Raw genomic sequence first — 23,326 nt, 5'->3', positions numbered from 1 at the left:
CAGGTAAAAAAAATATTCTCATCCCAAAAAACTTTGTGTAATACTTGTAACGCTACATGGAGATTAACTCAATCTAGAGGGTATTAATAATGAATCGTACTAAACTGGTACTGGGCGCGGTAATCCTGGGTTCTACTCTGCTGGCTGGTTGCTCCAGCAATGCTAAAATCGATCAGCTGTCTTCTGACGTTCAGACTCTGAACGCTAAAGTTGACCAGCTGAGCAACGACGTGAACGCAATGCGTTCCGACGTTCAGGCTGCTAAAGACGACGCAGCTCGCGCTAACCAGCGTCTGGACAACCAGGCTCACTCTTACCGTAAGTAAGAGTTCTGGTAATAAAAATGGCGCACTCTGTGCGCCATTTTTTTTGCCCTCGTGATGAGGGCTATTGGGTAAGCAGGCTGTTGTCAGATGAACTGTTCTGCGCCGACAGCGACGTCGCCGCGCTACCCGCCCCCGCCGATACCACCACCGGATAGCCCGCCCTTCTCGACATCGCTTTTTTCAGCTGCAGGTCATCTACCGCTTTATCCTCTGCGAAGGCGTGAAACGCCGCAGGCAGCGTGTAAGCGATAGTCCGGGTGTTTTCCCCTTCGGTCTGCGATAGCGGCCTGTGGACCTCTACGTAGCGTTTCCCATCCGGTTCGACGGCAAACTTCACCGGCTGATTGATAATCCGTACCGGCGTCCCGGTTTTCACCTGGCTGAACAGCGCTTTGATGTCATCGGCGTTCATTCGCATACAGCCCGAGCTGACGCGCAGCCCAACGCTGTCCGGGGCATTAGTGCCATGAATCAAATATTCACCGTTACCGTAGGCCAGACGCAGCGCATAGCGGCCCAGGGGATTGTTCGGCCCGGCCGGCACCACCGCCGGCAGCGTCACCCCTTTTTCCAGCGAGCGCGCGCGGATGCCCGCGGTGGGCGTCCAGGTCGGATTGGGGATCTTCTGCCCAACGCGGGTGGTCATCTCCGGCGTTTCCAGCCCTAACTGGCCAATGCCCAGCGGATAGACCTGCACCTGATTCTCTCCCGGCGGGAAATAATACAGCCGCAGTTCGGCAAGGTTGACGACAATGCCTTCCCTCGGCACGTCGGGCAGCAGCATCTGAGAAGGGATCAAGACCTGGGTGCCGGGCTTCGGCTGCACCGGCGCAATCGTATCGTTGGCTTCGAGGATCAGCATCGCCGCGGTATCGAAATGGCGCGCAATCGCCTGCAGGTTGCGATCTCCCTCCTGGACCGTCCAGTACTGATTCTGTCCAATCAGCCGACTGTTGGCGGGAGGAAGCGGGTAATCAACGGCCCAGGCGGCCGTGGAGGCGCCAAGGGCGCTGAGAAGGGCTAAGGTGATCATCGTTTTGCGTTTCATACTGAGATTCCTTCTTTCGCTGATAAAACGCCAGGAGACTGAACGGCGGCAGGGTCAGTCCCCTGCCGGACGTAACAGAATGAAATCTACCTGTTTATTCTAGCTAATATTTGCGGCTTTCGCGCGTATCGCGCGTATCATGGCTTCGAGGCCTTGCGAGCGGGAGGGGGTGAGATGCTGGGTGAGCGCCATTTTTTCAAACCACGGGCGCACGTCGAACTCGGTGATGTCCTGAGCGGTCATCCGGTCATAAAGGATAAACACCACCGCAATCAGCCCTTTGACGATCGCCGCATCGCTGTCGCCGCGCAAGGTGATAACGCCGGAGGGATCCTGGTCCATCACGATCCACACCTGGCTTTGGCAGCCCTGAATAATGTGCTGCGGGCTGTGCTCCTCCGGGCTTAGCGGCGCCAGCCGCTGGCCCAGCTCAATGATATAGAGATACTTCTCTTCCCAGTTGGCGCAACGGCTAAAGTTACGCAATAGTTTGTCTTTGTCCGGTAATGCCACCATTGTCACGTCCTTTACCCTAACAGTTTGTGGATCCGCTGGAGGCCGGCCACCAGGCGGTCCACCTCTTCCGTGGTATTGTACATCGCCAGCGAGGCCCGACACATAGCCGGTACCTGATACCGGGCCATCAGCGGCATCGCACAGTGGTGGCCGGTTCGCACGGCGATCCCGTAGTTATCGAGGAAGCTGCCGACGTCATAGGCATGATGCTGACCGAGGTTAAAGGCAATCACCCCTTTACGCTGCGCGGGACCGTAAAGGATCAGATCCGGCACCGCGCGCAGGGCATCGAGAGCGTAGCGCATCAGGGTCTGCTCATACTCGGCAATCTGCGTCAGCCCAAGCTGGCTGACGTAGGTCAGCGCCGCGCCGAGGCCAATGATCCCCCCGGTATTGGGTGTACCGGCCTCAAAGCGCCACGGCGCCTGATTCCAGGTGGTGCCCTCCGTCAGGCTGACGGTGGCGATCATCGACCCGCCCCCTTCCCACGGCGGCATCGCCTGCAGCAGTTCGGCCCGGGCGTAGAGCACGCCGATCCCGGTTGGGCCATACAGTTTGTGTCCGGAGAAAACATAAAAATCGCAGCCCAGCGCCTGGACGTCCACCGGGTGGTGCATCACCGCCTGGGCGCCATCCACCAGCACTTTCGCGCCATGCTGATGCGCGAGGGCAATCAGCGCCGCCAGCGGGTTTTCCGTCCCCAGCACGTTGGAAACCTCGGTAATCGCCAGCAGGCGGGTACGCTGATCAAACAGTCCCGGAACGACGTCCAGTTGCAGGGTGCCGTCCGGGTTCAGGGGGATCACCCGCAGCTCAGCCCCGACCCGGGCGCAGAGCATCTGCCACGGCACAATGTTGGCGTGGTGCTCCATCTCGCTGATGATGATGTTATCCCCGGCGCCGACGTTGGCGTTTCCCCAGCTGTTGGCCACCAGGTTGATGCCTTCGGTGGTGCCGCGGACAAACACCAGTTCCTCCGCCGATCCGGCGTTGAGGAAGCCGGCCGCCTGCTGGCGCACGGCTTCCATTCGCGCGGTGGCTTCCGCGCTGAGGGTATGGATCCCGCGGTGCACCGCCGCATAGCCGTGGCGATAAAATTCCGCTTCGGCGTCGATCACTGCTTCCGGTTTCTGGGCGCTGGCGGCGCTGTCAAGATAGACCAGCGGCTGGCCGTTAACCTCCCGGCTGAGTACCGGAAAATCGGCGCGAACCCGTTCAACTGAAAATGTCATACCGTGCCTCCCGGCAAACGCTGTCCAATCCGCGCCAGCACCTGCTCTCTGAGCGCATCGCTGCGGATAGCCTCGGTGAGCTCGGCGGCGAAGGCATAGAGGATCATCTGCTGCGCCGCCTGCTGTTCAATACCGCGCGAGCGCAGATAGAACAGCTGTTCTTCGTCAATGCGCCCCACCGTCGCCCCGTGGCTGCATTTCACGTCATCGGCGTAAATCTCCAGCTGCGGTTTAGTGTCGACCTCCGCCAGCCGTCCGAGCAGCAGATTGTTGTTGGTCATCTGGCCGTCGGTTTTCAGCGCGTGCGGCGCGACGTTGATCAGCCCGTTAAATACCGCCCGGCCCTTATCGCTGACGATGGTTTTGTGCAGCTGGCGGCTGGTGCAGTAGCCGACCTGATGGTCGAGCCAGGTGCGGCTGTCGCAGACCTCATTGTTCACCGGCATCGCCAGCGAATTGAGGCGCAGGTTGCTGTTTTCGCCGCCCAGGCGGGTGCTGGTATGATGACGCAGCACCTGACCGCCGAGCAGGAAACTGCTGCTGAAAGCCGAGGCATCGCGGCCCAGCAGCAGGTCGTTATGGGCGAAGTGGTAGCTGAGCGCATTCTCAAACGCCAGCTTGATATGTTGGAGGTGCGCGTTATCGGCCACCGTCATGGTCAGTCGCCCGCCGGTGAAGTGCGGCTGCTCATTGAGGCTGAGGTAGTGCTCGACCACAGTCGCCTCCGCCCCACTCTCCAGGGCCAGGTGGTGGCGATAATGGGCGGTATTCAGCGCCTCGCCGGCCAGGCCGCGGGTGATATGCATCAGCAGCAACGGCTTATCCAGGCGACGGTTGCGCGGTACGCGAAGGCGGGTCACCGTCTGCGCCAGACTTTCGGTCAGATGGAGAAACACCTCCGGACGCAAAGCATCCGGCAGATGCTGGCGCTGGATATCAACGCTAACCTCCACGCCGCTGGCGGCGAGATCGTCGCTCAGCTCCGGATGGTAGCGGCCGTCGATAAACACTAGCCGCCAGGCATCCAGCGGCAGCGCCAGGGCATCGCGCTGTTCAGCGCTGAGAGACGCCCCCTCTTCAGCGACAAAGCGGCCGTTCAGTAGCGCATCCAGCGGGGTGTATTTCCAGTCCTCGTGCTTGCGCGTCGGCAGCCCCAGGCGCAGCAGCTGCTGCAGATGCTGGCTGGCCTCAGCCGTACGCTGGCCAGCCTGCGCTTCAAACAGATGGTGCCACTGCTGCAGCGCGTTACTGCTGTTCGGTAAGCCAGCCATAGCCCTGCTCCTCCAGTTGTTTGACCAGAGTGAAATCGCCCGACTTCACGATCCGCCCCTGATACAGCACGTGGACGTAATCCGGCTTGATATAGTCAAGGATGCGCTGATAGTGGGTGACGATGATAAAGGCGCGTTTGCCGTCGCGCAGCGAGTTGACGCCGTCTGAGACAATCTTCAGGGCATCAATATCCAGCCCGGAATCCGATTCATCGAGAATGCACAGCTCAGGCTCAAGCACCGCCATCTGCAGAATGTCGTTACGCTTTTTCTCACCGCCGGAGAAACCAACGTTGACCGAACGGGTCAGGAGATCTTCCGGCATCTTCAGCAGCTTGATTTTCTCTTCCATTAAATCCTGAAAATCGAAACGATCCAGCGCCTCCTGGCCGCGATAGTTGCGCACGGCATTCAGCGCGGTCTGCAGAAAGAACTGATTGCTGACGCCGGGAATTTCCACCGGATACTGGAAAGCCATAAAGATGCCTTCTCCGGCGCGATCTTCCGGGGCGAGTTCCAGCAGGTCTTTACCCTTAAACTCAATGCGCCCGCCGGTGACCTCGTAATCCTCACGACCGGCCAGGGTGGCCGAAAGCGTACTTTTGCCTGAGCCGTTCGGCCCCATAATGGCGTGGACCTCGCCCGGGCGCACCTCAAGGTTGAGCCCGCGCAGGATCGCTTTCTCTTCGACGGCGACGTGTAAATCTTGAATACTTAACATCTTTTTTCCTTAATTATCAGCCGACGCTGTGTTCAAGGCTAATGGCCAGCAATTTTTGCGCCTCTACAGCGAACTCCAGCGGCAGTTCAGAGAAGACGTCTTTACAGAAGCCGTTGACGATCATCGAGATGGCATCGTCTTCACTGATCCCTCGCTGCAGGCAGTAGAACAGTTGATCTTCGCCAATCCGCGAGGTGGTCGCCTCGTGCTCCAGCTGGGCGCTGTTGTTGCGGCATTCAACATACGGGAAGGTATGGGCCCCGCAGTCCGGGCCGATCAGCATCGAATCGCACTGGGTGTAGTTGCGGGCGTTAGTGGCGGTCGGCATGATTTTGACCAGCCCGCGATAGCTGTTCTGGCTGTGCCCGGCGGAGATCCCCTTCGAAATAATGGTCGAGCGGGTGTTCTTGCCGATATGGATCATTTTGGTGCCGGTGTCCGCCTGCTGGTGACCGCTGGTCAGCGCTACCGAGAAGAATTCGCCGATCGAGTTATCGCCGCGCAGGATGCAGCTGGGGTATTTCCAGGTGATGGCCGAGCCGGTTTCCGACTGGGTCCATGACATCTTGCTGTTCTCCCCTTCGCACAGCGCACGCTTGGTGACGAAGTTGAGAATGCCGCCGGTGTTGTTATCGCCGGGGAACCAGTTCTGCACCGTGGAGTATTTCACCTCCGCATCTTTATGGATGATGACTTCCACCACCGCGGCGTGCAGCTGATAGCTGTCGCGCACCGGCGCCGAGCAGCCTTCGATATAGCTCACATAGCTACCTTCATCGGCCACCAGAATGGTGCGTTCAAACTGCCCGGTTTTTTCGGCGTTGATACGGAAATAGGTCGACAGCTCCATCGGGCAGCGGACGCCTTTCGGCACGTAGATAAAGGTGCCATCAGAAGCGACCGCAGCGTTCAGCGCGGCAAAAAAGTTGTCGTTGCCTGGCACTACGGTCCCAAGATACTTTTTCACCAGTTCCGGATGGTCGTGGATCGCCTCGCCGAAAGAACAGAAGATGATCCCCTGCTCGGCCAGCTTTTCGCGGTAGGTGGTCGCCACCGACACCGAGTCGAATATCGCATCCACCGCCACCTCGCGCCCTTCACGTACCGGCACGCCCAGCTGGTTAAAGGCTTCTTCCACCTCGCTGGTCAGGAAGGTATTGGCCCCGGTCTGCTGCACCGCGCCGGGCTCGGAGGCGCAGGTGTCATCGCAGTTACCGCAGGAGGGAGCGGAATAGTAGCTGTAATCCTGATAATTCAGCTTATCGTAATGCGCCTTCAGCCAGTGCGGCTCCTCCATTTCCAGCCATGCCCGGTAGGCATTGAGCCGAAATTCCAGCATCCACTGCGGCTCATTGCGGCGAGCGGAGATAGCCCGAACGACCTCTTCATTAATGCCTTTGGCCAGCTCATCGGTTTGCAGGCGAGTAAAAAAGCCTTCTTTGTAGTTGAGCGGGCCGCCGGTCCAGGTTTTGACATCGTCAGTTGCTTCAGTATTACGCGACATAGTTACTCCGCCTGCACCCCAAAACTTTCGCCACAGCCGCATTCGTGCTGCGCTTTCGGGTTATGAAATTTAAAGATTTCATTTAAACCTTCCCGGACGTAATCCAGCTCCGTGCCGTCAATGAACGGCATCGCCTGCAGCGGTGCCCACAGCTTCGCCCCGTCAGACTCAAAGAGCAGATCGTCGGCTGCCGGCTCGGCAATCATTTCGAGCACATAGGCAAAACCGGCGCAGCCGCTGGTTTTGATCCCCAGCCGTAGCCCTTTTTTGTCCGGCTGCTTGCGCATCAGATCGCGGATATGCGCGGCAGCGGCCGGCGTCATGGTCAGTCCCTGCCAGCTGAAATCGGCGGGATTAAAGGTTCCTGCTTGTACTTCCATCGATAGACCTCCAGGTTGGCGCCATCAAGGCATACCGCCATGTTAGTGATAATGATTATCACTTCAACCCTTCTGCAGCAGGGGTATTGCCCCCTTTAGCGCTTTTTATAAGCATAGACCCTCGCCCGGGGATTATCAGGGTGGGCAGGGTGAACTTAATCTTTTGATTTATAATATGTTATTCTGAAATCGTTCTATATCCGCACGCAATGGTAAAGATGTATCGAAAATACCGATTTATGCAATAGCAGATGACCCGGTTCCTGTTTATCGGGCAAGCGGGAGAAGGAAAAGTGACAGCGTCACCTAAAGGCCGATAAGGCGCAGAGCCAGTCGTTCAGGATGAGAAAGCGCCAGCCTGTGACGCTTTCGGCAAGAGACAATCGCAGCTCGCCTGGCTGCGATCACGGCAATGAAAACCGTGATGAAACGGGTAAAGGGATTGCCTGGCAGGGTAGCGGCTGGCTAGGTGCCTTTTCTGACCAGGCGGGCGGCTTGAACAAAAACCTCATCTTCCACCCCGTCCCCCTTCTGTCTGCCCAGTCTCACCAGTTCATCCACGATACTCCCTTGATTAATCTGCTTCTGTGTAGCCACTAAGCTAATGACCGCCGCGCCGATGGCCATGCCAATCAATGCCGTTTGTTCGTCTTTATCTTTCATGCTATCGCTCCGTCTGTCCTCCTCAGAAAGGCTAGCAAAAGATACCACCAGCTCAATTTCAAATTCATCTTCTTTACACCTCCCGGAAAACGCGGGCGCCGCGCTGACCTCTCCTTCCCCCTGGTGGCGATGGCGCAAAGCGCTGTCGCCTCATGCCGGGTCTTTATTTTGCCGGCTTCACGTTGCGCGAAAATAAACAAAATAACGTCGTTACCGCCTGACCCTAAAACGAAATAATACCCGCAGCGATAATTCTGGATTATTCCCTCAGGGAATAGCGAGGATGCTAATATTTCATTTCCCCCGCGTTTTTCAGAAGCCTATAGTTTTTTTACCTGCAGAACATCCACTTAGGTTTAAAAAGATAAGGACATAATAATGATTGTTTCAGCCCCCAGTGATTATCGCGAAGCCGCTCGCCGCCGTCTGCCACGCTTTCTGTTTGATTATATTGACGGTGGCGCGGTGGCGGAAAATACCATGAACGCCAACGCTACCGAGCTTGCCTCGGTAGCCCTTCGCCAGCGCGTGCTGTGCGGGGCGGGCGAACCGACGCTGGCCACCACGATCCTTGATGCAGCATGGGCGATGCCCGTGGCGCTGGGGCCGGTCGGCGCCACCGGAATGTACGCCCGCCGCGGCGAAGTCCAGGCGGCCCGCGCCGCCTCCCGCGCAGGCATCCCGTACACCTTATCCACGGTGTCGGTCTGCTCCATTGAAGAGGTGGCAAGCCAGGCCAGCGGCGCGCTCTGGTCCCAGCTGTACGTGCTGAAAGATCGCGGCTACATGCGCAATGCGCTGGAGCGCGCGTGGGCTGCTGGCATGAAAACCCTGGTATTCACCGTCGATATGCCGATCCCCGGCTCGCGGTATCGCGATAACCGCTCAGGGATGTCCGGGCCGCACGCCACCCTGCGACAGTATCTCCAGGCCTGTACTCATCCACGCTGGGCAATGAACGTCGGGCTGGCGGGCAGGCCTTTGTCGTTTGGTAATATCGAAGCCTACACCGGCCATAAAATGACCATGAACGACTATATGGGGTTCATCAGCAACAACTTCGACCCGTCCATCGCCTGGCACGATCTGGAGTGGATCCGCGACAGCTGGCAAGGGAAATTAATCATCAAAGGGATCCTCGATGCCGACGATGCGCGCAATGCCGTGCGCCTCGGCGCCGATGGCATTGTGGTGTCGAATCATGGCGGCAGACAGCTCGATGGCGCCATCCCCACTGCCAGGGCGCTACCAAGGGTGGTGGACGCGGTCGGTGACGATCTGACGGTACTTGCGGACTCCGGAGTGCGGTCCGGCGTGGACGTCATTCGCCTGCTGGCCCTCGGCGCGAAGGGCGTGCTGCTCGGTCGGGCCTATATTTATGCCCTGGCCGCGGCGGGCGAAGCGGGCGTGGCGCATCTGCTGCACTTATTTGCCGAGGATATGAAGGTCACCATGACCCTCACCGGCGCGACCTCGCCATCGGCCATCAGCCTCGATTGCCTCGACCGCCTCGAACGGGACCAACACCGCACCCAGGCGGTGCCGGTATCCCTAACCGCCTGAGCGCATCCCTGGCCAGGCCCGGGTTACCCCTGAGCATTCAGCGCCGGCTGTTGTACCGCCGGCACCGGACGGATGCGGAACCAGATCGCGTACATGGCTGGCAGGAAGATCAGGGTCATGATGGTTCCCCCCAGCGTCCCGCCGATCAACGTATAGGCCAGCGTTCCCCAGAAGACCGAATGGGTGAGCGGAATGAACGCCAGGATCGCTGCCAGCGCGGTCAACAGAACCGGGCGGGCGCGCTGCACCGTCGCCTCCACCACCGCGTGAAACGGATCGAGCCCCGCCTGCTCGTTATGATGAATTTGGCCAATCAGGATCAGCGTATTGCGCATCAGGATCCCCGATAGTGCAATCAGGCCCACAAGGGCATTGATGCCAAACGGCTGATTGAACAGGAGCAGCGTCGGCACCACGCCAATCAGCCCCAGCGGCGCGGTGAGGAAAACCATGACCATCGCCGACAGCGAGCGCACCTGCAGGATAATGATCAGCAGCGTGAGGGCGATCATGATCGGAAATAACGGCACCATCGCCCGGGTGGCTTTGCCTGACTCTTCTATCGACCCCGCGGTCTCGATGCGATACCCCGGCGGCAGCGCGTCGATAATGGGCTGCAGCGGCTTCATCAGCGCGGTGGAGACATCCGGCGGCTGCAGGTTATCCGCGACATCTCCCCGGACGGTGATCGTCGGCATGCGATCGCGACGGCGAAGCAGCGGGTCCTCCATTCTGATCGCCACGTCGCCAATCTGTGACAAGGGAACCCGCTGCCCGCCGCTACCCACCAGGGTGAAGTCGGCGATTTTCGCCGGGTCCAGCCGGATATCGCCCGCTGCGCGCCCGATGACCTGCACGGCGCGAATATCTTCCCGGACGGTGGTGATGGGGATCCCTGACAGCAGGAACTGCAGCTGCTGGGCGACAGACTGGGAGCTGAGTCCGCTCGCCTGCAGCCGGTCCTGATTGAGGCTGAAATGCATCACTGGCACCCGCGACCCCCAGTCGGTATTGACGGTGCGCATCAGCGGACTGGCCTGCAGCACCGATTTAACCCGATCGGCGATGTCGCGCAGAGTGTGCGGATCGGGTCCCATTACCCGCCAGGCGACCGGATAAGGCGAATAAGGGCCAAACACCAGCTGAGTGACGCGCACCCGCGCTTCCGGCGCCAGGCCATTGGCCACCGCCTCCCGCAGCCGCCGCTTGAGCGCCTCGCGGGCGTCCTGACCGTCGGTCAACACCACCAGTTTGGCAAAGGAGGGATCGGGCAACTCCGGGGCCATCGCCAGGTAAAAGCGCGGCGCGCCCTGGCCGATATAGCTGGTGACAATCTTCGCCTCCGGCTGCTGCTGCAGCCAGTGCTCAATTTTCGCCGTCGCGGCGCTGGTCTGGATAATCGACGACCCGTAAGGCATCTGTACTTCAACCAGTACTTCCGGACGATCGGAGGTGGGGAAAAACTGCTTTTTCACCACGCTCATTCCCAGTATCGCCACCATAAACAGCACCACCACGCTGGCGGCCACGCGCCATTTGCGGGCGATAACCCGGGTCAGCAGCCGACGGAAGCGCTGATAGCGCGGGGTGTCATACAGCGCGGCGTGGCCTGCCGCCGCGGGCTTTCTGTCCGGCAACAGGTGCACCCCCAGCCAGGGGGTAAAAATCACCGCCACAATCCAGGAGGCAATCAGCGCGATACCGACGATCCAGAACACGTTGCTGGCGTACTCCCCGGCGGTGGACTGCGCAAATCCATTGGGCATAAAGCCCACGGCCGTCACCAGGGTACCGGCCAGCATGGGCGCCGCGGTATGGCTCCAGGCATAGGCGGAGGCTTTGAGGCGGTCGTACCCCTCCTCCATTTTGACCACCATCATTTCGATGGCAATGATGGCATCATCCACCAGCAGGCCCAGGGCGAGGATCAGCGAGCCGAGAGTGATGCGGTCGAAGTTTTTGCCGGTCGCCTCCATTACCACAAACACCACGGCCAGGGTTAAAGGCACCGCCGCCGCGACCACCACCCCCACGCGCCACCCCATGCTGACAAAGCACACCGCCATCACCACCAGCAGGGCGACAAAGAATTTGATCATGAACTCATCGACTGCGGCGCTGATATTCACCGACTGATCGGTCACTTTGGTCAACGACATGCCGAGCGGCAGGCTCTGATTGATGCTGGCCGTTTCGGCGTCCAGCGCTTTCCCCAGCGCCAGACCATTCCAGCCCTCGCGCATCACCACCCCCAGCAGCAGCGCCGGTTCGCCCTGATTGCGGATCAGGAAGGTCGCGGGATCTTCATACCCTCGCTCAACCGTGGCGACATCGGCCAGTTTCAGCGTTCTGCCCCCGGCAATAATCGGCGTGTCGCGGATCGGCTGCAGGCGGTCGAACGCCCCGTCGAGGCGGATGAAGATCTGCCCGCCCCGGGTCTCGATAGCCCCGGCGGCGGTCAGCACATTCTGGCTGTTCAGCGCGGCAAAAATCGCCTCTGGCGAAAGGCCCAGGGTGGCGAGACGATCATGAGAAAACGAGAGATAAATGCGCTCCGCCTGTTCGCCGAGGATATTCACTTTTTTCACCCCGGGTACATGCAGCAGCTGCTGGCGCAGGGCTTCGGCGTCACGCACCAGTTGCCGCGGCGGCTCTCCCCGCGCTTTCAGAGCAAAGAGGGCAAAGGTGACATCGGCGAATTCGTCATTCATCATCGGGCCGGAGACGCCGGCAGGCAGGTTTTTCGCCTCATCCCCGAGCTTTTTGCGCGCCTGATAAAACTGCTCCGGCACCTCGGACGGCGGGGTCTGATCCTGCAGCGACAAGGTGATCAACGCCATGCCAGGGCGGGTATAGGTCTCAGTGCGATCGTACCACTTCAGCTCCTGGAGCCGTTTTTCCAGCGGCTCGGCGACCTGATCCTGCATCTCCTGCGCGGTGGCGCCGGGCCAGACGGTAATGACCGTCATTTGCTTGACCGTGAAGGGCGGATCTTCCGCCCGCCCGAGTCCGAAGAACGCCACCAGCCCGGCGACGGAGATGAGGATAATTAAAAACAGGGTCACCGACCGCTCGCGGACGGCCAGCGCGGAGAGATTAAAACGCCCGGCGCTCATGGCTGGCTCCCGGCGGCATCATGCTCGCGTCGTTCCGCCAGCCGCACCACTTCACCCTGGTGCAGGAGATGGGCGCCCAGGGCGACGATCGGTTCGCCGGGCTTCAGCGGGCCGCTCACCCGCGCCGTTTCATCATTCAGGCCGAGCACGGTCACCGGTTGCCAGGAGACGGTAGCCGGACGGGAGGCAATACGCCAGACGCCCGGGCCGTTGCCCGGATCGTAGAGCGACGCCAGGGGCACCTCCAGCACCTCGCCTGGCGCCTGGCCGTTGCCGATGCGCAGGGTCACGGTAGATCCCAGCGGGGCGTTGGCCAGGGCGCCGTTCAGCACGTAGCGCGCTTCAAAGGTGCGGGTGGTGGCGTCAGCCGCGTCCGAAAGCAGTCGCAGGGTCGCGGTGACCGGCTGAGATTCGCTACCATAGCGTATCGCCAGCGCCTCGCTGCCGACCGCCGGGCGCAGCGTCTCTGGCAGCTGAACTCGCGCCTCACGCTGCCCCGCCCGCGCCAGGCGGATCACCACCTGCCCGGCGCTGACCACCTGCCCCGGCTCGGCGAGCGTTTCCACTACCACACCGTCAGCGTCTGCCAGCAGTCCGGCATAGCCGGTGGCGTTTTGCGCCACATTGGCCTGCGCCTGAGCCGCGCTCAGGTCGGCTCTCGCCGCCTCTGCCGCGGCGTTAATCTGGTCAAACTCCGCGGCCGAAACGGCGCCGCTCGCCACCAGGCCGCGATAGCGGGCCAGATCGTTGGCCGCTTTCCTGGCCCGCGCCCGCGCAGCATCCACGGCCCGCTGTTGCGACTGCGCCTGCAGGGTTAAGTCAGCCGGATCCAGGCGCAGCAGCAGTTGACCGCGCCTGACGCTCTGCCCGGTCTCCACCAGCCGTTCAAGGACTTTTCCCGACACCCGAAAACCAAGGTCGCTTTGAGTTCGGGCCACCACCACGCCGGTAAAGGCCCGCGAGCTGGCCTCGGCGCGCTCGACGGTCGCTACCCGAACCAGCGGCGGCCGGATGCGGGGGTCGTCATGATCGGCAGGTTCGCCGCAGCCCGCGAGGGCCAGCGGCAGGAAGCAGACGGCAAAATGGACGGCGTTGAGCCTGAGCATGGGTCACCTTAATGAAAAGACCGGATGGTGAGCGCATTCTCAGACTAGTGACCAATAAAGTCAATGGTCACTAATCAGGGGGAGAGACTTCTCAGGATCAGGGAGGCAAGCAGCACCGCCGCGGTGGGTGCGGTGTCGAGATTGTATTGCAACTGCACCGGGTTGATGAAAGGACACATCACCATATAGACCGCCAGGGTCGCCTCATCCAGCGGGGTTTTGCGCTCGAACTCACCCGCCTGGCGGCCTTCGACAAGGATTTGACCAATCAGCTGCTGCAGATGACCGGCATACTGTTCCGTTGAAGGCCATTTATCGCGCGCCGCGACGGCGGCGATGTCGTACAGTTTGCGATCCTCGAAAAACAGTTCACTGCCGGCCTCGGTCAGCGCCCGGAACAGGCGGCGCAGTTTCTCACTGGCGGAGGGCGCATCGGCGATGGCCTCGCTGACAGCCACCATGATCCTCTCCAGCCGGCTGGCGCAAATCGCCTCGCCAATCGCCTGCTTGGAATCGAAGAATTTATAGATATAGGCTTTGGAAAAGCCTATCGCTTTGGCGAGATCGGTGACCGTCGTTTTCTCATAGCCATAGCGACTAAAGTGCGCCATGGCCGCGTCAAGAATCTGATCCCGAACGCTGTGGTCATGGGGACCACGGCTTGCAGGGGTGGGGGTATTTTTCTTCATCCGTTTAGCTTAATGCGATCGCTATCGTTTGACAACGAGTGACGTTATTATGATTTAGTCACAATATCACCCCTGGCTATGATCCGCTCTCGCGCATCTCGGTGTTTATCTCGCCAGCGGGCAGACACCCCAGGCCTTGCAGCGTCTGAAGCACCGCGCTGTCGAGTGGGGTATGCGGCTCCGCGCCCAGAAAATCAACCAGTTTATCGTTGCGCAGGCGTACCGGCAGACGCCAGAGATAGTGCATCTCGACCATTTCGCGCAGAGTGGCGTTGAAGGGCGCCGCCAGCTTCACCAGCCGCCAGGGAAAGGATTTCACTGCCGCCCTGCCGCCATAGCGGGCGACCACCCGCTGGATAGCCTGACTCATTTCGCTGCCGTCTGGGTCCCAGTGGCCCTGCATATGAAAGCGGGCAAACGGCTCAAGCTCATGTCGGCGGGCCAGCAGCGCGGCAATGGTGGCGGCGACGTCGGGCAGCCAGGCCCACTGATGCCCTACGCCGATCGTCCCCGGGTAGCGAATGATGCGGGGAAGCTGACCAGGCTTGATCAGCCCCTGAGAAAACCAGTTATTCCCGGCGCGCGGACCAAAAAAATCGCCCGCCCGGACAATCAACACCCGGCCACCACGCTGCACGTAATCCTCCAGCGCCTGCTCCATCTCCACCCGAACGGCACCTTTACGGGTCACCGGTTGCTGAGGGGCCGCTTCGTCAATCAGCGGAAACGCATCCGGTCCATAGTTGTAGGCTGTGCCGGGCAGGACAACTAACGCCTGCTGCTGCTCGGCGGCCAGCAAAGTATTGCGCAGCATGGGCAATACCTGCTGCCGCCAGTGCCGGTAGCCCGGCGGGTTCACCGCATGGACGATAACGTCGCAACCGGCAGCCGCCGCCGCAACCTGTCCGGCATCCAGCGCGTCGCCAGCTATCCACTGGATGCCATCAGCGGGATCGCGAATCTGAGCCCCGCGCTTGAGCGCCCGAACCTGCCAGTTGTTCGCCACCAGCCGGCGCGCCACTTCCCCGCCGATGCCCCCGCTTGCTCCCAGAATCAGGACCTTGCCGCTGCTGTTCATCATCTTTCCCCGTGTGCGAATGGATGCTTGACAGCCTACCTGCGGCTCATATCAAATGAAATTGCATACCATCATCGAGCAGCTATACATTTTTGTATGAATACCTCTATTCCCTGGGAGTGGTACCGAACTTTTCTCGCCGTGCTGCAGGAAGGCTCCTTATCAGGCGCATCGCGCACCCTGAACATCACCCAGCCGACGGCGGGGCGCCATATTGCCGGGCTGGAGGCCGCGCTCGGCCAGGCCTTATTTACCCGCTCGCAGACCGGCCTGCTGGCGACCGACGCGGCGCTGGCGCTGCGGGTACACGCCGAGGCAATGGACAACACCGCCCGGGCGCTGGCACGCACGGCGGCTAACTTTAGTCGCGACAGCGCCGATCTGCGGGGGGTGGTGCGGGTGGCCGCCAGCGAGGTGGTCGGCGCCGAGGTGCTGCCGCCGCTGGTTGCCCGGCTCAGGCAAGCGTGCCCGCATATCGTCATCGAGCTGATGCTCTCCAATCGTGTTCAGGATCTGCTTCACCGGGAGGCGGATATCGCAGTGCGGATGGTCGCCCCGCAGCAGGAGCAGCTTATCGCCCGCCGTCTCGGCAGGATCGAGCTTGGGTTACATGCTACCGCCGCCTACCTGACGCGCCAGGGGCAGCCCGCTACCCTCGACGATCTGGCCGGCCACGCGCTGATTGGTTTCGACAGCGCCACGCCCCTCGTTCGCCGGGCCCTGGCGCGCTACCCCCGTTTTCAGCGCGAGGCCTTCGCGATGCGGACCGATAGCGACCTCGCCCAGCTGAACCTGATCCGCGCCGGGGCGGGGATTGGCATCTGCCAGGTGCCCCTTGCTAATGGCATTATTCCCCTGCAGCGAGTGCTGGCAGCCGACTTTTCTCTGGATCTTGACACCTGGCTGGTGATGCATGAGGACCTGCGTCACAGCCCCGCCTGCAAGCGGGTATTTGATTTTCTCGCCCAGGGGTTGCAGGCGTACATCGCCGGCCCGATGACGATCTGATCCCCGGGCGCACGCCTGTCTCGCCCGGGGAAGGTCGCGGGAACGCCCCCGCCTTACCTGGCCGCCAGCTCGCGGCGAACGATCTCGGCGCCGGCGCTCAGAGCATGCAGTTTGCCGGTCGCGACATGGCGCGGCAGCGGCGCCATACCGCAGTTGGTGGATGGGTAGAGTTTATCGGCATCGACGAACGCCAGCGCCTTGCGCAGGGTACCGGCCACCTCTTCCGGGGTTTCGATAGCATGGCTGGCGACATCGATCGCCCCGACCATCACTTTTTTACCGCGGATCAGTTCCAGCAGGTCCATCGGCACCCGCGAGTTATGGCACTCGAGAGAGATAATATCGAGGGACGACTTCTGCAGTTGCGGGAAGGCCTCTTCATACTGGCGCCACTCGGAGCCCAGCGTCTTTTTCCAGTCGGTATTCGCTTTGATGCCATAGCCGTAGCAGATATGGACCGCCGTCTCACACTTCAGCCCTTCGGTGGCGCGTTCTAACGCGGCGATCCCCCAGTCGTTGACTTCATCGAAGAAGACGTTAAAGGCCGGCTCATCGAACTGAATAATATCAACCCCGGCGGCCTCGAGCTCTTTCGCCTCCTGATTGAGGATTTTGGCAAACTCCCAGGCCAGTTTTTCCCGGCTTTTATAGTGGTTGTCATACAGGGTATCAATCATCGTCATCGGGCCCGGCAGTGCCCATTTAATCGGCTGACGAGTGAGCTGGCGCAAATAGCGTGCGTCCTCCACGAAGACCGGTTTCTGGCGCTCCACGGCGCCTACCACCGTCGGGACGCTCGCCTCATAGCGGTTACGAATTTTCACGATCTCGCGTTTGGTAAAATCAACGCCGCTGAGATGCTCAATAAAGGTCGTGACAAAGTGTTGACGCGTCTGCTCGCCGTCGCTGACGATATCGATCCCGGCGCGCAGCTGGTCATCGAGGGATAAACGCAGGGCGTCGCGCTTGCCGGCCAGTAATTCTTCGCTGGACAGTTTCCAGGGCGACCACAGCGTTTCTGGCTGCGCCAGCCAGGAGGGTTTAGGTAAACTGCCGGCGGTCGAAGTGGGAAGCCATGTTTTCATAATAAGGAACCTTCTGTTTTTAAATTAGCACAGCGCGAAATTAGCAGACCATTGCTCAAGCAACGTCTTGTGCGGATTAATAAAATGCTGTTGGGTAAATTTACCCTGCTCTATCGCCAGCAGGCTGCGCTCTTCCCGGTCATAAACAATTTTGGTTAATGAATGATCCTGGTGATGAAGATTGGGCTGATAGTATTGGCCTGCCGCGGAATTGGCATTGTAAATCTCCGGGCGATATATTTTCTGAAACGTCTCCATCGTGCTGATGGTTGCGATCAGTTCCAGGCTGGTGTAATCGCTGAGCAGATCGCCGGTAAAATAAAAGGCCAACGGCGCAACGCTGTGTTTCGGCATAAAATAGCGCACCTGCAGACCCATTTTGCTGAAATAGCGCTCGGTCAGCGAGACACCTTCCTGAGCATATTCAATGCCGAGGACCGGATGTTCATTGCCGGTGCGGCGATACACATCTTTACTGGACACGCTCAGGCAAATCACCGGCGCCTTGCTGAAGCTGGCCCGCCAGGCGCTGGATTGCACGAAATCTTTAAAGATATTGCCATGCAGCTCGCCAAAGTTTTCCGGCACGCTGAAGGTACTTTGGTCTTTATTATGTTCCAGCAGCAGCACGCTAAAATCATAATCCCGGACATAGGAGGAGAAGTTATTGCCGACGATGCCGGCATGGCGTTCACCGGTCTTGTTATCGACAATATGCGTTTGCAGGATCTCTATTACCGGAAAGCTGGCCTCCTGAGCAATATTCATCTCGACAGAAATAATATCCAGTTCGATCGCATAACGATCGCTGTGGGGATTATCCCAGTGCGCCAGGGTATTAAAGCGGTTATTCATCATGATTAACGTATTGCGCAGATTTTCCTGACGGTTCTCCCCTCTGGCCAAATTGGCAAAGTTGGTGGTAATACGCGTATTTTCCGCAGGGTTATAATTTTCATCAAACCGGCTGCGGGTAATCGTATAGGTAAATTCGTTATTCATGGCGATAGTCCATCCTGGTGTCGGGCATAAGCGTAATACTCTCCCAGGCAAGGCAAAGTCAGGCCTGGCGCGCTTCAACCGATAAATGTTGTTGATTCGTTAATGAGTCTATTTTTGCCAGAGTCAGCGATGGAGGGAAAGCGACTTAAATTCATTGCAACATGAGCCATCCTCATGTTGGTCCGTTCGCTGGCGATAGCGAGGTGCGGAACGGGCGTGCGCCATTGCGCCGCGATCACAGACGCCAGTTTAAGCAGCGTCCGGTCAATAATCATTTGTTCGGTGAATGTATACCAGGGTACAATCTTTAACCATTCTAATACGTGCTTTGACGTTGCCGCCGTACCCGTTTAGCTGGAGCTGTTGTCGTAAATAATGATTGTTGATATCAGTATTATGTCGATGTGCATGGCCGTGCTGCTCATTATGAGCGTGCTGCTGAACTAAGATGCTTCCCCAATGACACAAGCTCTCATCTGACCTTCACATTCGCGAAGAAAAAAGGAGATTCAGAGGATTCGCGCCGTATGGGATTGTCCTGCCTGCCGCCGCCCTCTACTCTTTTGCTACTTGCTTATGGAGGAATACCAGATGAAAAAAGCGCTAACTGCCCTGTTCGCTATCGCCGCGGTTGCCGCCGCCAGCGCCTTTGCGGCCGATAAAACCGACGTCCCGGCGCCCGCCGTTGATAACGGAGCCCGCCCTCCGCTGGAGATGGGCCGTGGCCCGCTGCCGCCGTTCCCGCCGCAGCTACCGCCGCACAGACCGGTGCTGTTTTCGGCCACGGTAGCGACCGATACGCCGGTGGAAACCATTAACAAACTGACCACGTTGATCCCCGCCAGTCAGGCGAAACACTACGAAGTTCACGTTGAGGTGGTGCCCGTTGGAGAGTGAGCCGACTGAAAGTGCTGACGGCATTCCACTTTGCCGCGAGCCATAAAAAAAGCTGCCGCTTATCGCGGCAGCCTTTGTTTACGTCGTTAAAGCAGACTGGCTGGTGATTAGCTACGCACTTTACGGTAGATAAACAGCACGACCAGCGCACCGATAACCGCTACCACGAAGCTACCGAAATTAAAGCCATCGACCTTACCAAAACCAAACAGGGTACTGATCCAGCCGCCGACCACCGCACCGATGATCCCCAGAATAACCGTTACAATAAACCCGCCGCCGTCTTTCCCCGGCATAATCCACTTGGCTAAAATACCGGCAATAAGTCCAAAAATGATCCAGGAAAGAATACCCATGGTTAACCGTCCTCTTGTTACCTTTAAGCATTTAGTATTGAAAAGAGTAGCATATATAACGAGAGTGGATCGGCAATTATATATTTATTAGATAATTCCTTGCCGCGGCGCGGTGGCTCGGATGACAAAATATCTCACGCTGACAAATCATCCTCGCTGATTACCCTAAAAAGTGGGAGGCTATTCGCCTCCCCGATGATGAACTTATATTACCGCGGTGGTTAACCGCGAGGCGCAACACAATCGCGCCTGTTCATCGAAAATCTCAATTTGCCAGACCTGATGGCGAGCGCCTACGTGCAGCGCCTTGCACACCCCGCGCACCCGGCCTCCGCGGGCCGAACGAATGTGGTTGGCATTAACCTCCAGCCCCACCACCTTCTGTTCGCCTTCGCTGCACAGATAACCCGCCACCGACCCCAGGGTCTCCGCCAGCACCACCGACGCTCCGCCGTGCAGCAGGCCAAACGGCTGCTGGGTGCGGCCATCCACTGGCATGGTCGCCTCCAGCGTGTCGTCGGTAAACGTCTCAAAGCGAATATCCAGCAGCCCTACCATATTTCCCTCACCGAGCCGGTTGAGCTGCTCCAGCGTGGCCTGACGTTTCCAAATCATCCTATTATCTCCAGTAACGCCTGCAGCGGGTGGCGAACGCCGCTGCCTTCAATGCGCTTCACCTGACTGCGGCAGGAGTAGCCCGTCACCAGACAGCGGTTACGCGGCAGCCGCTGCATCGCCTGTTGCCAGGAGAGCGCGTAAATAGCCAGCGAGTTGGCATGGTTTTTCACCTCATGCCCATAGGTGCCTGCCATCCCGCAGCACCCGACGCTGACGTTTTCCAGTTTTGCGCCAAAGTGGGCAAAAATATCGGCCCACTGTTTCGTCGCCGCCGGTAGCGCGGTCACTTCCGTACAGTGGCCGAACAGGTACCAGGGCTCCCCTCCCTGATCCGGACGGGCAGCCGTCGTCAGGGCCTTCGGCAACCACTCATGCACTAACAGCACCTGAAAATCGCCGCGCTTGTCGCCGAGCGCTTGCTTGTACTCATCACGGTAACAAAGCACCAGCGCCGGATCGACACCCACCAGCGGCATGCCCAGCTGCGCCACGCGGTTGAGGAAGTCCGCCGTCTTCTGCGCGGTGCGCGCGAAGCGGGTGAGGAACCCTTTGATATGCTGCGCTTTGCCGTTCGGCGAGAATGGCAGCAGCACCGGCTGATAGCCTAGCGCTTCGACGAGGCGAATAAAGTCAGCCACCACCTGGGCGTCGTAGTAGCTGGTGAACGGATCCTGCACCACCAGCACCATCTTCGCTTTCTGCTCAGCGCTCAGCGCTTCGAGCTGCTCCAGGGTCATGTTGGCAGAGCGGTGGCCGGCCATCTGCTGCTTCAGCGACGGCGCCGAAAGCAGCGGCAGATCAACCATCCCGATGTGCTTCTCCGACAGCTTTTTCAGCCACGGCTGGTTAATGAAGAAGTTAAAGGTCTTCGGCGCCTGCGCCATCAGCGGCGCATAGGATTCGACCGACGCGACCAGATGATCGCGCACCGGACGCAAATAGCGGCTGTGATACAGCTGCAGGAAGCGTGAGCGAAACTCCGGAACATCGATTTTAATTGGGCACTGGGTCGAACAGGCTTTACAGGCCAGACAGCCGGACATCGCCTCTTTGACCTCGTGCGAGAAGTCATATTCGCCTTTGCGCGCATGCCAGCTGTTTCGCGTGCGGGCTACCAGCGAACGCAGGCTGACGCCCTGCTCCGGCAGCGCCTTCTCCAGCTGGTTGGGATCGACGCCGCGGTCGGCCAGCAGGCGCAGCCATTCGCGGACCAGCGTCGCCCGCCCTTTCGGCGAGTGGATGCGCTGGTTGCTGACTTTCATCGACGGACACATCGGGCTCTTGACATCAAAGTTGAAGCACAACCCGTTGCCATTGCACTCCATCGCCCCGCGCCAGCTGCTGCGCACCGCGATGGGGATCTGCCGATCCCAGGTGCCGCGCTTCACCGCATCGACTTTCATCATCGGGGCATCAACGCCTTCCGGAGGACAGATTTTCCCCGGATTCAGTCGGTTATCGGGATCAAAGGCCGCTTTGATTTTCCTGAGTTCGCCGTACAGCGCCTCGCCAAAGAAGGCCGGGCTGTACTCCGCGCGGAAGCCTTTGCCATGTTCGCCCCACAGCAGGCCACCATACTTCGCCGTCAGCGCCACCACGTCGTCGGAGATCTGCTTCATCAGCACCTCCTGCTGCGGATCGCACATATCCAGCGCCGGGCGCACGTGCAGCACCCCGGCATCCACGTGACCAAACATGCCGTAGCTCAGGCCGTGGCTGTCGAGCAGCGCGCGGAACTCGACAATATAATCCGCCAGGTGTTCGGGCGGTACGCAGGTATCCTCGGCAAACGGGATCGGCTTAGCGGCACCCTTAGCATTGCCCAACAGGCCGACGGCCTTCTTGCGCATGGCGTAGATACGCTCCACGCCATCGAGATCGTGACAGACCTGCCAGCCGATGACGCCCGCCTCGCTACCGGCCATCAGCTCATCCAGCCGCTGGCACAGGGTGGTGACCTGCTGGTCAATCAGCGCCGCGTCATCTCCGGCGAACTCGACGATATTGAGCCCGAGCATTTCTTTATCCGGCACATCGGTGATCAGTTCGTTCACCGAATGCCAGACGATATCTTCGCGCGCCAGATTGAGGACTTTAGAGTCGACAGTTTCCACCGACAGGGCTTTCGCTTCGACCATAAAGGGCGCGTTACGCAGCGCAGAGTCAAAGGAGTCGTATTTGACGTTGACCAGGCGGCGCACCTTCGGCAGGCGGGTGATATCCAGCCGCGCTTCGGTAATAAATGCCAGCGTGCCTTCTGAACCGGTCAGGATACGGGTCAGGTCGAACTCGCTCATCTCGTCGTTAAAGACGTGGCGCAGATCGTATCCGGTGAGAAAGCGGTTGAGTTTGGGAAACTTATCAATGATCAGTTCACGCTGCGCCTTGCAGCGCTGGTAGACCGTGTTGTAGATCCGGCCAATCGTCGATGGGGTATTGCCCAGCGTCTCCGCCAGCGCCACCGGCACCGCCTGGGTATCGAGGATATCGCCACCCATCAGCACCGCCCGCAGGCCGAGCACGTGATCTGACGTTTTACCGTACACCAGCGATCCCTGTCCGGACGCGTCGGTGTTTATCATCCCGCCCAGCGTGGCGCGGTTGCTGGTGGAAAGCTCCGGGGAAAAGAAGTAGCCATAGGGCTTAAGAAACTGGTTCAGCTGATCTTTGATGACCCCGGCTTCGACGCGCACCCAGCCCTCTTCGGGGTTAATCTCGATGATGCGATTCATATAGCGGGACATATCGACAATAATCCCGCCGTTCAGCGCCTGGCCGTTGGTGCCGGTGCCGCCGCCGCGCGGGGTAAAGATCAGCGATTTAAAGCGTGGTTCCGCGGCGACGCGCGCCAGCAAGGCCACGTCCGCTGTAGAACGCGGAAAAAGGACTGCATCCGGCAGCAGCTGATAGACGCTGTTGTCGGTAGCCATCGTCAGCCTGTCGGCATAGCTGGTGGCGGTATCGCCGGTAAAACCCTGTTGCTCCAGTACCTGCAAAAAATTCAGCACCAGCTGAACTACCCCTGGCGCCTGAGAAATTTGTGGGATCATCACACTTGACCCTGCCTGACTATGTTGTGTTTGAAAATATTGTGTTGGTGCTAACTAAACGTTTGCGTAGCGCATTCAACTTTTTATCACATTTTTT

21 protein-coding genes are annotated in these 23,326 nt (G+C 59.4%); 4 read left to right on the top strand and 17 right to left on the bottom strand.

Translation table 11 applies throughout. The features are described 5' to 3' along the window. Positions 1 to 89: 89 nt before the first annotated feature. Positions 90 to 326, top strand: a complete 237-nt coding sequence (locus B8P98_RS11740) for a major outer membrane lipoprotein (protein ID WP_002908860.1) — start codon at positions 90 to 92, stop codon at positions 324 to 326. A 61-nt stretch (positions 327 to 387) separates the two neighbouring features. Here B8P98_RS11740 and ldtE read toward each other — a convergent pair whose 3' ends face one another. The 8 genes from ldtE to B8P98_RS11700 form a co-directional block, all read right to left on the bottom strand. Further along, entirely contained in the window at positions 388 to 1,374 is a 987-nt protein-coding gene (gene ldtE, locus B8P98_RS11735; protein WP_095033026.1) for a L,D-transpeptidase LdtE, read from the bottom strand. Positions 1,375 to 1,473: 99 nt separating this feature from the next. Further along, positions 1,474 to 1,890 carry a cysteine desulfuration protein SufE gene (gene sufE / locus B8P98_RS11730; protein WP_025712069.1) on the bottom strand — a complete coding sequence of 139 codons (417 nt, stop codon included), beginning with the start codon at positions 1,888 to 1,890 and terminating at the stop codon, positions 1,474 to 1,476. Between the two features lie 11 nt (positions 1,891 to 1,901). Next, positions 1,902 to 3,122 (bottom strand): cysteine desulfurase SufS, encoded by a 1,221-nt coding sequence (gene sufS / locus B8P98_RS11725; protein ID WP_025712068.1) that lies wholly within the window; start codon positions 3,120 to 3,122, stop codon positions 1,902 to 1,904. Beyond that, positions 3,119 to 4,393: a Fe-S cluster assembly protein SufD gene (gene sufD, locus B8P98_RS11720; protein WP_080896709.1), complete on the bottom strand. Its 1,275-nt coding sequence runs from the start codon at positions 4,391 to 4,393 to the stop codon at positions 3,119 to 3,121. Before sufD ends, sufS begins: the two co-directional genes overlap by 4 nt. Then, the gene (sufC, locus tag B8P98_RS11715; RefSeq protein ID WP_025712066.1) at positions 4,368 to 5,114 is read right to left on the bottom strand and encodes a Fe-S cluster assembly ATPase SufC; all 747 of its coding nucleotides are present in this window, start codon (positions 5,112 to 5,114) and stop codon (positions 4,368 to 4,370) included. Before sufC ends, sufD begins: the two co-directional genes overlap by 26 nt. 16 nt (positions 5,115 to 5,130) lie before the next feature. After that, positions 5,131 to 6,618 (bottom strand): Fe-S cluster assembly protein SufB, encoded by a 1,488-nt coding sequence (gene sufB / locus B8P98_RS11710; RefSeq protein WP_025712065.1) that lies wholly within the window; start codon positions 6,616 to 6,618, stop codon positions 5,131 to 5,133. Between the two features lie 2 nt (positions 6,619 to 6,620). After that, positions 6,621 to 6,998, bottom strand: a complete 378-nt coding sequence (gene sufA, locus B8P98_RS11705) for a Fe-S cluster assembly scaffold SufA (RefSeq protein ID WP_025712064.1) — start codon at positions 6,996 to 6,998, stop codon at positions 6,621 to 6,623. A 465-nt stretch (positions 6,999 to 7,463) separates the two neighbouring features. Next, a complete protein-coding gene (locus B8P98_RS11700; RefSeq protein ID WP_004203090.1) occupies positions 7,464 to 7,661 on the bottom strand; it encodes a hypothetical protein in 198 nt (65 codons plus the stop codon). Positions 7,662 to 8,039: 378 nt separating this feature from the next. Here B8P98_RS11700 and lldD point away from each other — a divergent pair, with 378 nt between their 5' ends. Continuing rightward, positions 8,040 to 9,224, top strand: coding sequence for an FMN-dependent L-lactate dehydrogenase LldD (gene lldD, locus B8P98_RS11695; RefSeq protein WP_025712063.1), 1,185 nt, complete (start codon positions 8,040 to 8,042; stop codon positions 9,222 to 9,224). Positions 9,225 to 9,247: 23 nt separating this feature from the next. Here lldD and B8P98_RS11690 read toward each other — a convergent pair whose 3' ends face one another. From B8P98_RS11690 to B8P98_RS11675, 4 genes are all read right to left on the bottom strand, one after another. Then, a complete protein-coding gene (locus B8P98_RS11690) occupies positions 9,248 to 12,340 on the bottom strand; it encodes an efflux RND transporter permease subunit (protein WP_095033025.1) in 3,093 nt (1,030 codons plus the stop codon). Next, positions 12,337 to 13,446 (bottom strand): efflux RND transporter periplasmic adaptor subunit, encoded by a 1,110-nt coding sequence (locus tag B8P98_RS11685; RefSeq protein WP_095033024.1) that lies wholly within the window; start codon positions 13,444 to 13,446, stop codon positions 12,337 to 12,339. Before B8P98_RS11685 ends, B8P98_RS11690 begins: the two co-directional genes overlap by 4 nt. 74 nt (positions 13,447 to 13,520) lie before the next feature. Next, the gene (locus tag B8P98_RS11680) at positions 13,521 to 14,057 is read right to left on the bottom strand and encodes a TetR/AcrR family transcriptional regulator (protein ID WP_167382692.1); all 537 of its coding nucleotides are present in this window, start codon (positions 14,055 to 14,057) and stop codon (positions 13,521 to 13,523) included. Positions 14,058 to 14,211: 154 nt separating this feature from the next. Then, positions 14,212 to 15,213 (bottom strand): NAD-dependent epimerase/dehydratase family protein, encoded by a 1,002-nt coding sequence (locus B8P98_RS11675; RefSeq protein ID WP_095033022.1) that lies wholly within the window; start codon positions 15,211 to 15,213, stop codon positions 14,212 to 14,214. Between the two features lie 96 nt (positions 15,214 to 15,309). Here B8P98_RS11675 and B8P98_RS11670 point away from each other — a divergent pair, with 96 nt between their 5' ends. Then, the gene (locus B8P98_RS11670) at positions 15,310 to 16,221 is read left to right on the top strand and encodes a LysR family transcriptional regulator (protein ID WP_095033021.1); all 912 of its coding nucleotides are present in this window, start codon (positions 15,310 to 15,312) and stop codon (positions 16,219 to 16,221) included. A 53-nt stretch (positions 16,222 to 16,274) separates the two neighbouring features. Here B8P98_RS11670 and B8P98_RS11665 read toward each other — a convergent pair whose 3' ends face one another. Further along, positions 16,275 to 17,306 (bottom strand): methionine synthase, encoded by a 1,032-nt coding sequence (locus B8P98_RS11665; protein ID WP_025712057.1) that lies wholly within the window; start codon positions 17,304 to 17,306, stop codon positions 16,275 to 16,277. Between the two features lie 24 nt (positions 17,307 to 17,330). Continuing rightward, entirely contained in the window at positions 17,331 to 18,308 is a 978-nt protein-coding gene (locus B8P98_RS11660; protein WP_025712056.1) for a DUF1852 domain-containing protein, read from the bottom strand. A 591-nt stretch (positions 18,309 to 18,899) separates the two neighbouring features. On the opposite strand from B8P98_RS11660, the gene B8P98_RS11645 reads away from it, so the two are divergent. Further along, positions 18,900 to 19,205, top strand: coding sequence for a hypothetical protein (locus B8P98_RS11645; protein ID WP_025712055.1), 306 nt, complete (start codon positions 18,900 to 18,902; stop codon positions 19,203 to 19,205). Between the two features lie 107 nt (positions 19,206 to 19,312). Here B8P98_RS11645 and B8P98_RS11640 read toward each other — a convergent pair whose 3' ends face one another. The 3 genes from B8P98_RS11640 to ydiJ all read right to left on the bottom strand — a co-directional run bounded on the left by B8P98_RS11640 (position 19,313) and on the right by ydiJ (position 23,229). Then, a complete protein-coding gene (locus B8P98_RS11640; RefSeq protein ID WP_002909014.1) occupies positions 19,313 to 19,561 on the bottom strand; it encodes a GlsB/YeaQ/YmgE family stress response membrane protein in 249 nt (82 codons plus the stop codon). A gap of 204 nt (positions 19,562 to 19,765) precedes the next feature. Next, positions 19,766 to 20,176 (bottom strand): 1,4-dihydroxy-2-naphthoyl-CoA hydrolase, encoded by a 411-nt coding sequence (gene menI, locus B8P98_RS11635; RefSeq protein ID WP_025712054.1) that lies wholly within the window; start codon positions 20,174 to 20,176, stop codon positions 19,766 to 19,768. Beyond that, positions 20,173 to 23,229, bottom strand: a complete 3,057-nt coding sequence (ydiJ, locus tag B8P98_RS11630; protein WP_080924314.1) for a D-2-hydroxyglutarate dehydrogenase YdiJ — start codon at positions 23,227 to 23,229, stop codon at positions 20,173 to 20,175. The genes menI and ydiJ overlap by 4 nt, the downstream gene beginning before the upstream one ends. Positions 23,230 to 23,326 lie beyond the last annotated feature (97 nt).

The sequence above is a fragment of the Klebsiella quasivariicola genome, assembly GCF_002269255.1.
Classification (GTDB): domain Bacteria; phylum Pseudomonadota; class Gammaproteobacteria; order Enterobacterales; family Enterobacteriaceae; genus Klebsiella; species Klebsiella quasivariicola.
The sequence above is the reverse complement of the archived record's forward strand: the minus strand, read 5'-3'. Positions and strand labels throughout refer to the sequence as shown.